This window comes from Phenylobacterium sp., from assembly GCF_036502675.1.
Lineage (GTDB): Bacteria > Pseudomonadota > Alphaproteobacteria > Caulobacterales > Caulobacteraceae > Phenylobacterium.
The window spans coordinates 1-12,169 of sequence record NZ_DASXYF010000049.1; the positions used below are offsets into that span (position 1 = coordinate 1).

At 70.8% G+C, this 12,169-nt stretch carries 9 protein-coding genes and 1 pseudogene; 7 read left to right on the plus strand and 3 right to left on the minus strand.

From position 1 onward, the window contains the following. A pseudogene (locus VGL30_RS05395) lies at positions 1–483 on the plus strand (ATP-dependent DNA ligase); the annotation flags it as partial. A gap of 76 nt (positions 484–559) precedes the next feature. On the opposite strand, the gene VGL30_RS05400 reads toward VGL30_RS05395, so the two are convergent. Continuing rightward, positions 560–1,411 (minus strand): Ku protein, encoded by an 852-nt coding sequence (locus VGL30_RS05400; protein ID WP_331537575.1) that lies wholly within the window; start codon positions 1,409–1,411, stop codon positions 560–562. Positions 1,412–1,461: 50 nt separating this feature from the next. Beyond that, positions 1,462–2,994: a carboxylesterase/lipase family protein gene (locus VGL30_RS05405; RefSeq protein WP_331537577.1), complete on the minus strand. Its 1,533-nt coding sequence runs from the start codon at positions 2,992–2,994 to the stop codon at positions 1,462–1,464. Positions 2,995–3,129: 135 nt separating this feature from the next. Here VGL30_RS05405 and VGL30_RS05410 point away from each other — a divergent pair, with 135 nt between their 5' ends. From VGL30_RS05410 to VGL30_RS05435, 6 genes are all read left to right on the plus strand, one after another. After that, a complete protein-coding gene (locus VGL30_RS05410; RefSeq protein WP_331537579.1) occupies positions 3,130–3,930 on the plus strand; it encodes a protein imuA in 801 nt (266 codons plus the stop codon). A gap of 196 nt (positions 3,931–4,126) precedes the next feature. Then, positions 4,127–5,554, plus strand: coding sequence for a Y-family DNA polymerase (locus VGL30_RS05415; protein ID WP_414694957.1), 1,428 nt, complete (start codon positions 4,127–4,129; stop codon positions 5,552–5,554). 12 nt (positions 5,555–5,566) lie between these two features. Then, on the plus strand, positions 5,567–8,767 hold the full coding sequence (locus VGL30_RS05420; protein ID WP_414694958.1) for an error-prone DNA polymerase: 3,201 nt from the start codon (positions 5,567–5,569) through the stop codon (positions 8,765–8,767). Between the two features lie 111 nt (positions 8,768–8,878). Next, positions 8,879–9,496, plus strand: coding sequence for a hypothetical protein (locus tag VGL30_RS05425; protein ID WP_331537583.1), 618 nt, complete (start codon positions 8,879–8,881; stop codon positions 9,494–9,496). Between the two features lie 121 nt (positions 9,497–9,617). After that, the gene (locus VGL30_RS05430; protein WP_331537585.1) at positions 9,618–10,733 is read left to right on the plus strand and encodes a glycosyl hydrolase; all 1,116 of its coding nucleotides are present in this window, start codon (positions 9,618–9,620) and stop codon (positions 10,731–10,733) included. Then, a complete protein-coding gene (locus VGL30_RS05435; protein WP_331537587.1) occupies positions 10,730–10,993 on the plus strand; it encodes a MoaD/ThiS family protein in 264 nt (87 codons plus the stop codon). Before VGL30_RS05430 ends, VGL30_RS05435 begins: the two co-directional genes overlap by 4 nt. Before the next feature lie 33 nt (positions 10,994–11,026). Here the strand turns inward: VGL30_RS05435 and serA are convergent. Beyond that, positions 11,027–12,169 (minus strand): phosphoglycerate dehydrogenase (serA, locus tag VGL30_RS05440; RefSeq protein WP_331537589.1); only part of this gene is annotated, 1,143 nt, incomplete at its 5' end.

Genomic DNA, 12,169 nt, shown 5'->3' on the forward strand with positions numbered 1-12,169 from the left:
CTGCCCTTCGAGCGGGTGATCGAGGCCGCGCAGACGGTGCGCGAGCGGCTGGAGGCCTTAGGTCTTGTCGCCTTCTGCAAGACGACCGGCGGCAAGGGGCTGCACGTGGTCAGCCCGCTCAAGCCCGGCAAGCTCGACTGGCCGATCGCCAAGGCCTTCGCCCAGAAGGTCTGCCTGGCGATCGCCGCCGAGGCGCCCGACCGCTATGTGGTCAACATGGCCAAGAAGCTGCGCACCGGGCGGATCTTCCTCGACTACCTGCGCAACGACCGCATGGCCACGGCGGTGGCCCCGCTGTCGCCGCGGGTCCGGGAGGGGGCGACGGTCTCCTTCCCGCTGACCTGGAACCAGGTGAAGACCGGGCTGGACCCGCACCGCTACACCATCCGCACGGCGCCGGGCCTGCTGGCGAAGACCGAAGCCTGGGCCGATTACTGCGACGCCGAGCGGCCGCTGGAGGCGGCGATCAAGCGGCTGGGGTGAGGGGGCCTCTCCGCCGCAACCACACTAAGAATTCAGCGTCTGGCGACGCCGCCGCGCCTGCGGCGCGGGGTGCGCCCTAAGCCCGTTTCCTCGCCGGCTTCTTGACTGCGGGCTTGTGGGCGGCGGCCTGCGCGGCGGGTTTGCGGCGTCCGCCGCCGCCCTGGCCCAGGCTGCGCTTCAGGGCCTCCATCAGGTCGATCACCTCGGCTTCCTGCGGTTGTTCCGGCGCGGTCACCGTGTGGCCCTTCTCCTTTTCCCGGATCAGGGTGCGCAGCGCATCCTCGTAGCGGTCCTTGAACAGGGTGGGATCGAAGTCGCCCTCCTGCTGCTCGATGATCCTGGCGGCGATCTCGATCATCTGCGGGCTGGGCTTGACGTCGGGGATCTGGCCGAACACCTCCTTGGGGTCGCGCACCTCGGTCTGGTTGCGGAGGGTGTAGGCCAGGATGCCGCGGTCGCGCGGCTCCAGCGCCATCAGCCGCTCGCGCTGGTGCATGACCAGCCGGCCCAGCGCCACCTTGCGGGCCTTGCGCATGGCCTCGCGGATGACGGCGAAGGCCTCCACCGCCATCTCGCCGTCGGGGGTCAGGAAATAGGGGTCGTTCCAGTAGAGCCGGTCGATCTCGTCCTCGTCGACGAAGCGCTCGATGTCCAGCGTGCGGGTGGTGGCCAGCTTGACGTTCCTGATCTCTTCGTCGGTGACGACGACGTAGCGCCCCTTTTCGATCTCGTAGCCCTTGACGATGTCGGCCCGGTCCACCGGCTCGCCCTCGCTGTCGGTGGGGATCATGCGGATGCGCTGGTGGCTCGATTTCTCCAGCATGTTGAAATGCACCTCGCCCGAACGGGAGGTGGCCGTGTAGAGCGCCACCGGGCAGCTCACCAGGGACAGCCGCAGGTGTCCCTGCCAGGTCGGTCGCGTGGCCATGGTCGCGGTCTCCGGTTCACATCCGAATCCCGAAACGCGAGGCGAGGGGTTCAGTTCGGCAGGGCCAGGCCGGCCCGCGCCGCCGCCTCCTGGGCGTCGAGCTGGCGCTTGCGGAATCCGCTGCGCACGGCGCTGGACGCGCCGAACTCCATCAGCCGGTCGGACGCCGGGTCATAGGCGGGCCAGGCCTCGCCGGACGCGCACTGCGGAGCCCCGGTCTTGGCGAAGGCCACCCAGCAGGAATGCATCAGCGTCGCCATCGCCCTGTCGTCCTCGGCCACCTGGCTGAGCGGGGTGCGCCGGCCCCAGTACTCGAACACGTACTGGATCTCCGCGGCGTGGAAGGCCCGCGTCACCCCCATCGGCCGGAAGCGCGAGCCCACGTAGGAGAAGTGGTAGAGCCAGGCGGGCCGGCCGCCCGCCGCCCTGGCCGCCACCCAGCGCGCGGGGGCGGCCATCATCAGGTCGCCGAACAGTTCGCGCCCCAGGCGCTCGCCGCCCTCGGCTGCGGCGTCCGGGTAGGCGGCCTTCACCTCGGGCGCCACGCCGGCGGCGAAGTCGGCGGGGCTCCGGCGCATCTCCGCGAGCAGCGAGTCCTCGCCGCTGTTGGCGCCGATGATCAGGGGGACGTCGGCGACCTGCCCTGCCGCCAGCGCCCGGGTGGGGGTCCGGAGCATCAGCCGCCCGTCCGGAACGGCGTTGAAGGAGCCCCCGGCCTGCTCGATCAGCGTCTCCACCGGCGCCGCCCGCAGGTCCGCGGCCGTGGCGTGCGCCCCGTCCAGGCCCAGTTTCTGCGCGGTCGCGACGCCCGTCGCTTCGGCCTGCGCCAGGGTCGAGGGCGGCGACCAGCCGCCGCCGGACTGGACGATCGCCTTGGTGAACAGCGGCCAGGCCCTGGGCGTCGCCAACAGGTCGAGCACGTCGCCGCCCCCGGCCGACTCTCCGAAGAGGGTGACGTTCGCCGGGTCGCCGCCGAAGGCTGCGATGTTGCGCTTCACCCACTGCAGCGCCGCGATCTGGTCCATCAGGCCGTAGTTGGCCAGGGGTTCGTCCCGTTTCGCCGCCCGGGTCAGCGCCGGGTGGGCGAACCAGCCCAGCGGCCCCAGGCGGTAGTTGAGGGTCACCAGCACCACCCCGTCGCGGGCGAAGTTCTGGCCATCGTAGATCCAGCCCGCGCCCTGGCGGTTGCCGCCGCCGTGCAGCCAGACCATCACCGGCGCGGGCTTCGGTCCCCGGGCCGCGGCCTTCGGGGCGTAGACGTTGAGCTGCAGGCAGTCCTCGCTGGCAGGCCCGTTGGCGCCGGCGAAGTTGGGGCTGCCGTCGGCGTTCATCGGCTGGGGACAGGAAGGGCCCTTCTCCACGGCCGGCCGCTCGCCGGTCCAGGGGACGGGCCGCTTCGGCGGCGTCCAGCGCAGCGGGCCCGTGGGCGGGGCGGCGTAGGGGATGTTGCGGAAGATCTCGGCGCGGTCGGTGGACTGGCCGGCCAGGACGCCGCTGTCGATCCGGACCCGCGGCGCGTCCTCGGCGCGGGCGGCGCCGGCCAGGGCGAAGGCGGCCGCGAAGGCCAGTCCGATGCGGCGCATGTAATTCCCCTGCGTGTGCGTGCGGAGGATCGGCCGCCGGACCTGGCGCGGTCAAGGCGCCAGGCGGCGCAGTTGAGGGCTTGACTCTGCGGCCAGGGTTTCTAGAACAAATAGAGAACAAACAGGACCGAGCCCATGTCCGATTTTCGCGCCGGGCGCCTTGCCGCCGTGCGGGCGAAGATCGCCGCCCTCGAGGCGGGCGGACGGGGAGCCTCCGGGTCCCTGCCCTTCGGCGACCCCCGCATCGACGCCTGCCTGCCCGGCGGCGGCCTGCCGCTCGGGGCCTGGCACGAGCTGGCCGGGGAGGGGCTGGACAGCGAGACCGCCGCCGCGCCGGCCGCCTTCGCCGCCCTGACGGCGGCGCCCCTGGCCCGGCGGGGGGAGGCGGTGTGGGTGCTGCGGCGCGACGACCTGCATGCGCCGGGCCTGGGCGGCCTGGGCTTTCCGCCGCAGCGGCTGATCCAGGTCGCCGCCCGCGACGAGGCCGAGGTGCTGGCGGTGATGGAGGATGCGCTGTCCACCGTGGGCGTGGCCTGCGTGTTCGGCGAGGCCGAAGCTGTGGACCTGGTGGCGGGGCGGCGGCTGCAGCTCGCCTGCGAGCGGCGGGGGGCCACCGGCTTCGTGATCCGCCGCAAGCCCTTCGGCGGCCTGGCCCGCGGCGCGGCGACGGGGGCGGCGGCGGCCAGCCGCTGGCGCGTGGCCCCGGCGCCCAGCGAACCGCCGCCGGGCGAGTTCGGCCTGGGCCCGCCCCGCTGGCGAGTCAGCCTGGAGCGCTGCCGCGGCGGGCGGACCGGCGCCTGGCTGTTCGAGGCCGCCCGCGCCTATGGGCCGCAAGTTTTCGAGGAGGAAGACGATGGGACGCATGCTCTGCGCCTGGTCGCCGAGCTGGGCGATCGCCAACTGGCGCCGGCGCAACCCCTGCGCGCCGCCGGGTGAATTTTTCCGCCCCTGTCCCGAAGAGGACGGGGGAGGGGGGCCACTCGCCGAAGAGCGGGTAGTGGAGGGGGCGCGGGTTCTGCAGTGCGTTGGCTCGCCCCCTCCGTCTCGCGCTCTGCGGCGCGATCCACCTCCCCCGTCCTCTGCGGGACGTGGGAGGAAAAAATTGCTCGATGTCGTCCCACCCTTCGCCCTGGTGGAGACGGTGCGGGGGGTGCGCCGGCTGGCCGCCCTCGACGCCGCCGCCGCCCGGCTGGGCCTCTACGCCGGCCAGAAGGCCGCCGACGCCGCAGCCCTGGCCCCCGGGCTCGTGGTCGCCGACGCCCAGCCCGAGGCCGACGCGGCGGCGCTGGAGGCCCTGGCGGACTGGTGCGTCCGCTTTTCCCCGGCGGTGGCGGCCGACCCGCCGGACGGCCTGTTCCTCGACGTCGACGGCGTCGCCCACCTCTGGGGCGGGGAGCAGGGCCTGATGGACGATTTCCGCCGCCGGCTGGCCCGGGCCGGCCTGCCGTTCCGCCTCGCCGTCGCCGACACCCCGGGCGCGGCCTGGGCGCTGGCCCGTCATGCCGCCGACGGGACCGTCGCCGCCCCGGGCGACCAGGCCCGCCGGCTGGCTCCCTTGCCGCCCGCGGCGCTCCGGCTGGAGCCGGCGGTCGCCGCCCAGGTGGAGCGGCTGGGGCTGAAGACCGTGGGTCAGCTCTTCGCCATGCCCCGCGCGCCTTTCGCCCGGCGGTTCGGCGTGGACGCGCTCCTGCGCCTCGACCAGGCGCTGGGCCGGGTCAAGGAGGCGCTGGTCTTCCGCCGGCCGCCGACCCCGTGGTTCGCCCGCCTGGCCTTCGCCGAGCCGATCAGCCAGCCGGAGGACCTGGCCCGGGTCGCCGCGGACATCTGCGCCGTCCTCTGCGCCAGGCTCGACGCCGCCGGCCGCGGGGCGCGGCGCTTCGAGCTCGCCTTCCACCGCCTGGACGGCCGGGCCCAGACCCTGGAGGCGGGGCTGTCCCTGGCCGGCCGCGATCCGGTGCGGCTCGCCAGGCTGTTCGCGCCCAGGCTCGAGGCCGTCGACCCCGGTTTCGGCGTCGAGGCCGTCACCCTGGCCGCCCGGGAGGTGGAGGCGCTGTCCGCCCGGCAGGGCCGCCTGGGCGCCGGCCGCGAGGCGGCGGTGGAGGAGGGGCTGGCCCCCCTGGTCGACCGGCTCGCCAACCGCCTGGGCGAGGACCGGGTGTGGAAGGCCGCGCCCCTGCAGAGCCACCTGCCCGAGCTGGCCGTGGGCCAGCGCCCGCCGCTGGCCGGCGACCTCTCCTTCGACGGCTGGGACCCGCAGCTCCCGCGGCCCCTGCGGCTGTTCAGCCGGCCGCAGCCCATCGAGGCCATGGCCCCTATCCCCGACGATCCGCCGGTGCAGTTCCGCTGGCGCGGCCAGCTCCACCGCATCCGCCGCGCCGAGGGGCCGGAGCGGGTGGCCGAGGAATGGTGGAAGCGCCCCCTGGACGACGCCGACCCCGCGCGGGTGCGCGACTACTACCGCCTGGAGGACCACGACGGCCGCCGCTTCTGGGTGTTCCGCGCCGGCCTCTACGAAGCGGGCCAGCCTGCGAAGTGGTGGATGCATGGCGTCTTCGGCTGACACCTGCGGGACCTGATGAAAATCGCCTACGCCGAGCTGCAGACCGCCACCAACTTCTCCTTCCTGCGCGGCGCCTCGCATCCCTGGGAGCTGATGGAGCAGGCCGAAGAGCTGGGGATCGCCGGCATCGGGATCACCGACCGCAACAGCCTGGCCGGCGTCGTGCGGGCCTGGTCGGCGGCCCGGGATCTCAAGGTCCGCGCGCTCACCGGCTGCCGGCTGGACTTCGCCGACGGGACGCCCAGCGTGCTCTGCTATCCGTCGGACCGCGAGGCCTACGGCCGCCTGACCCGGCTGCTCACCACGGGCCAGAGCCGAGCAAGGAAGGGCGAATGCCAGCTCGGCTGGGACGACCTGGCCGCCCATGGCGGGGGCCAGCTGATGCTGGTGGTCCCGCCGGCGCAGCTGGATGCGGCGTTTGCGCGGCGCCTGGGCGATCTGGCGGAACGGTTCCCGGGAAACGTCTGGCTGGCGGCGTCGCGTCCCTATGGCGCCCGCGACCTCAAGCGGCTGTCGCAGCTCGACGCCCTGGGCCGGCCGGCCGGGGCGCCGATGGTGGCGGTGAACGACGTACTCTACCACGTCCCGGAGCGGCGACTGCTGCAGGACGTGGTGAGCTGCATCCGTGAGAAATGCACCATCGCCGAGGCTGGCCTGAGGCTGGAGGCCAACGCCGAACGCCATCTGAAGTCGCCGGAGGAGATGGTCCGCCTGTTCGCCCGCTTTCCCGAGGCGGTGGCGCGCACGCTCGAGATCGTCGGCCGCATCGGCTTCGACCTCTCCCAGCTGCGCTACGAATATCCCGACGAACCGGTCCCGCCCGGCAAGACCGCGATCCGGCACCTGCGCGACCTGACCTGGGAGGGGGCCAGGACGCGCTTCGAGAAGGGGATGGGCGAAAAGGAGCACGCGATTATCGAGAAGGAGCTGAACCTGATCGAAAAGCTCGACTATCCCAACTACTTCCTCACCGTCCACGACATCGTCCGCTGGGCGCGCGAGCAGGACATCCTGTGTCAGGGCCGGGGGTCGGCGGCCAATTCCTGCGTCTGCTTCTGCCTGGGCGTCACGGCGGTCGATCCCACCAAGGAAGACCAGGAGCTGCTGTTCTCGCGGTTCATTTCGGAGAACCGCGGCGAGCCGCCGGACATCGACGTCGACTTCGAGCACGCGCGCCGCGAGGAGGTGATGCAGTATGTCTACCGCCGCTATGGCCGCGACCGCGCCGCCATCGTCGCCACCGTCATCCACTACCGCCCGCGCATGGCGATCCGCCAGGTGGGCAAGGCCCTGGGGCTGACCGAGGACATCACCGCCGCGCTCGCCAACACCGTCTGGGGCGGGTACGGCCACGAGCTGCCGCAGGCGCATGTCCGCCAGGCGGGCCTCGACCCCGACAACCCGGAAATCCACCGGGCCACGGCGCTGGCCGGTGAGCTGCTGGGGTTTCCGCGCCACCTGTCGCAGCACGTCGGCGGCTTCGTGCTGACGAAGCGGCGGCTGGACGAGACCGTACCGATCGGCAACGCCGCCATGAAGGACCGCACCTTCATCGAATGGGACAAGGACGACATCGACGCCCTGGGGCTGATGAAGGTCGACGTCCTGGCGCTGGGCATGCTGACCGCGCTGAAAAAGAGCTTCGACCTGCTGCCGCCGCTCCCGGACGGCGGCCGGATCACCGACGTCTCCCACATTCCGCAAGGCGACCCCGACGTCTACGAGATGCTCTGCCATGCCGATTCCATCGGCGTCTTCCAGGTGGAGAGCCGGGCGCAGATGTCGATGCTGCCCCGGCTGAAGCCCCGCAAGTTCTACGACCTGGTCATCGAGGTGGCGATCGTCCGGCCGGGGCCGATCCAGGGCGACATGGTGCATCCCTATCTCAAGCGGCGGGCGGCCCCGGACACGGTCGTCTATCCAAGCCCGGGACCCGGCTACCCGAAGGATGAACTGAAGGACGTCCTCAAGAAGACCCTGGGGGTGCCGCTGTTCCAGGAGCAGGCCATGAAGGTGGCCATCATCGGTGCAGAGTTCACCGATGACGAGGCCGACGGGCTCCGCCGCTCCATGGCGACCTTCCGCAACGTGGGGACCATCGGCCGGCACGGCCTGAAGTTCGTCGAGGGCATGGTCCGGCGCGGCTATGATCCCGAGTTCGCCCGGCGCTGCTTCAAGCAGATCGAAGGCTTCGGCTCCTACGGCTTTCCGGAAAGCCACGCGATCAGCTTCGCCATCCTGGTCTACGCCTCGGCCTGGGTGAAGCGCCACCACCCCGACGCCTTTTGCGCCAGCCTGCTCAACAGCCAGCCGATGGGCTTCTACCAGCCGGCCCAGCTGGTCCGCGACGCCCGCGAGCACGGGGTGGAGGTGCGCCCGCCGGACGTCATGTTAAGCGATTGGGACTGTATGCTGGAGGAGAAGGACGACCCTCGCGAACCCTACCGGCCCGTCCGCCTGGGCCTGCGCCAGATCAAGGGCTTCAAGGACAAGGACGCCGAGCGGTTGATCGCCGCGCGCGGGCAGGGATGCCGCACGATCGAGGATTTCGCCCGCAAGGCCCGCCTCCCCCGCCGCGCCCTGGAGTTGCTGGCCGAAGCCGACGCCTTTCGGAGCCTGGGCGTGAACCGGCGCGAGGCGCTATGGGGCGTGAAGGGTCTCTCAGGCGAATGGGGTGCGGAGGCGGACGCCCCACTCCTGTTGCGCCAGAGTTTGAAGGAAGCCCAGGTAGAGTTGCCCTTGATGAACCTGCCGCAGGAGGTGGCCGAGGACTACCGCACCACCAGCCTCTCCCTGAAGGCCCACCCCTGCCGCTTCTTCCGCAGCGACCTGCAGCGGCTGGGGGCGACGCCGGCCGCGGCGCTCAGGACCCTGCGCGACCGGACGCGCGTCTCGGTGGGCGGCCTCGTGCTGGTGCGCCAGCGCCCGGGCACGGCCAAGGGGGTGGTGTTCATGACCCTGGAGGACGAGACCGGCGTCGCCAACGTGGTCGTCTGGAAGGACGCCTTCGAGGCCAACCGCCGCCTGGCGATGACCGCCGCCTTCATCGTCGTGCACGGCCGGCTGCAGCGCGAGGGCGAAGTGATCCACCTGGTGGCCGAACGCTTCACCGACCTCTCCGCCCGCCTCTCCGAGCTGCGCGAAGAGGAGGGGGCGATGCGCGTGCGCTCCAAGGTGACCGGCCGCCTGATCCGCAGCCGGGATTTTCATTAGCCGATGTCGACCCGGTCTCGCCCAAAACGGCTGCGGACGAGAGGCGTACAACCTATACGATAAACTATTTTCAAACGAAACCATGGTTTGGGACAGTGGGAAAAACCACGGATGGGGATCATGCTGGGTAATCAGAGAAGACTTGCGGCCGGCGTTGTCGCCACCGCCCTGATCGCTTGCTCCACAACTATGGCGGCGGAGCCTGACTCGTCCCTCTGGCGCAATGTAGACGCCTGGCAGGTCCGTACCGATTCGACCCTCGACAATGGCTGCTTCATGGCGACCACCTACGATGAAGGAACATTCCTCCGTATTGGAATTGACGCTCGCCAACCGCGAAACGCTTACCTGATGATCGGAAATCCGGCATGGAAATCTCTTGAAGAGGGGAAAGACTACAAACTCATAATCCAACTTGATGACGAGACGCCTTGGGACGCTCCCGCCCAGGTCGTCACATTCAGTCGCGGATCTCGATTTCTCTACGTTATCTTCGATGAAAAAGGCTTCATCGAAGAGCTTATGCGAAAGCAGGCCATGATCGTAAAGTACAATGAAACTCAGGTCGCCACGCTTTCAATGAAGTCGACGGTTGCGGCTATCAAGGAAGTCGCCAATTGTCAGCAATACGCCGACTCAAGACGCGACCCCTTTAAGGCCACGGCGCCTTCGAAGGTCGATCCGCTCGCATCGCCGACAGTCCTGAAGAGCGATCCCTTCGCCCACTGAAGCTCGCGAGCGAAGGCATCGCGACCTCCGGCGGTCGACCAAAATTTCGGGCCAACCTGTCGGATTGGCGACGTCCCGCTCGTCCTCGGCTAGGCTCGTTCAATCAGCAAAGGACGCCGGCATGGCGACACAGCTTCTCGTGGGCACCCGCAAGGGCGCCTGGATCTATCGCAGCGACGACCGCTCCGACTGGACGGTGGAGGGGCCGATCTTCCTGGGCCAGGTCGTCCACCACCTGGTGCAGGATCCGCGTGACCGCCGCACCCTGATGATGGCCGCCAGGACCGGGCATCTCGGTCCCACCATCTTCCGCTCTCCCGACGGCGGAAAGACCTGGACGGAGGCGGCCAGGCCGCCGGCCTTCCCCAGGTCCGACGACGCCAACGCCCGGTCCGTCGACCACACCTTCTGGCTCAGTCCCGGCCACGCCGGCGAGCCCGGCGTCTGGTGGGCGGGGACCTCGCCGCCCGGCCTGTTCGTCAGCCAGGACGCCGGCGCCACCTGGGACAGCGTGCCGGGCTTCAACGACCATCCACGCTATTGGGACTGGTGTCCCGCCGACGGCGGCACGCCGGATGGGGCCCTCCTCAACCAGATCCTGATCGACCCGCGCGATCCGGCCCACATGTACCTGGCCACCTCCACCGGCGGCGTGTTCGAGAGCGACGACCGGGCCAAGAGCTGGCGGCCGTTGAACCAGGGCGTCGAGGCCAGCTTCATGCCCGATCCCTATCCGGAGTTCGGCCAGGACGCCCACTGGATCGCGCTGGCGCCCGCAAACCCCGACCGGATCTGGCAGCAGAACCACTGCGGGATCTACCGCGTCGACCGGCCGGAGGACCGCTGGACGCGGATCGGCGCGGCCATGCCGAAGGCGGTGGGCGACATCGGCTTCACCATCACGCCCCATCCGCGCGACGCGGACACCGCCTGGGTGTTCCCGATGGACGGGACCCAGGTCTGGCCCCGCACCAGCCCGGGCGGGCGGCCGGCGGTCTACCGGACCCGCGACGCCGGCGCGAGCTGGGAGCGGCAGGACGCGGGCTTCCCCGCCGAGCAGGGCTGGTTCACCGTCAAGCGCCAGGCCTTCTGCGCCGACCAGGCCGCGCCGCTCGGCCTCTACCTCGGGACCACCGGCGGCGAGCTCTGGATGAGCGGCGACGAGGGCGGGAGCTGGCGCCAGATCGCCGCCCACCTGCCGGAGATCTATTCGGTCACCGCAACGCCCCTGCCATGACCCGGGTGCTGATCCCTTCGCAACTCATCGCCTACACCGGAGGGGCGACGCGGGTGGAGGCGCAGGGACCGACCGTGGACGCGGTGATGCGCGACCTCGACCGGCGGTTCGCGGGCCTGCGTTTCCGGGTGGTCGACGAGCAGGGCCGCATCCGCAGGCACATGCGGATCTACGTCGGCCAGGACCGCGTCCACGACATCGCCCGCCCCCTGGACGCCGGCGACGAGGTGCTGATCTTCGGCGCGCTGAGCGGGGGTTAGGGGCCGGCGGACGGGTCGCCCCGCGCGCCGTCCTCAGAACCGCAGGGTCCGCGCCTCCTTGACGTGCGGCAGGGCCTTGATCCGGCCGAGCAGCTCCTCCGTGGGCTCCTGGTCGACGCCCACCAGGGCGATGGCGTCCTCCCCGGCGGCGACCCGGCCCAAGTTGAAGGTGGCGATGTTCACGCCCGCCTCCGCCAGCAGGGCCCCGAGGTTGCCGATGAAGCCCGGCTTGTCGAGGTTGTTGACGTAGAGCATCGTCGGCGCGAACGGCGCGTCCAGGTCCATGCCCTTGACCTCGATCACCCGCGGCGCGCCGGCCAGCACCGAGCCTGCGAAGGAGCGCTTGCCCTTCTCGGTGGTGATGGTGATGCGGATCAGGCTCTCGTAGATCGGGCTCTCGTCCTGCTTGGATTCCGAGACGGTGATGCCGCGCTCCTTGGCCACGGCCGGGGCTGAGACCATGTTGATCTCCGCCAGCATCGGCCGCATCACCCCGGCCAGGGCCGCGGCGGTCATCGGCCGCCCGTTCAGCTTGGCCACCTCGCCCTCGTAGGCGATGTCGATGGTCTTGATGCCGAAGTCGACCATCTGGCCGGCGAAGGCGCCCAGCTTCTCGGCGAGCGCGATGAACGGGCGCAGGCGCGGCGCCTCCTCGGCGGTGACCGAGGGGCTGTTCAGCGCGTTGGAGACCGCGCCGGTGAGCAGGTAGTCGCTCATCTGCTCGGCCACCTGCAGGGCCACGTTCTCCTGCGCCTCGTTGGTGGAGGCGCCCAGGTGCGGCGTGGCGATGAAGTTCTCGGCCCCGAACAGCACGTTGTCCTTGGCCGGCTCCTCGACGAAGACGTCGAAGGCGGCGCCGCCCACATGGCCGTCGTCCAGCAGCTTGCGCAGCCCGGCTTCGTCGACCAGGCCGCCGCGGGCGCAGTTGATGATCAGCACGCCCTTCCTGGTCTTGGCCAGGTTCTCGGCCGACAGGATGTTGCGGGTCTGGTCGGTCAGCGGTGTGTGCAGCGTGATGAAGTCGGCACGAGTCAGCAGATCGTCTAGCTCGACTTTCTCGACGCCGATATCCATGGCGCGTTCCGGCGACAGGAACGGGTCGAAGGCGACGACGTGCATCTTCAGGCCGTTGGCGCGGTCGGCGACGATCGAGCCGATGTTGCCGGCGCCGATCAG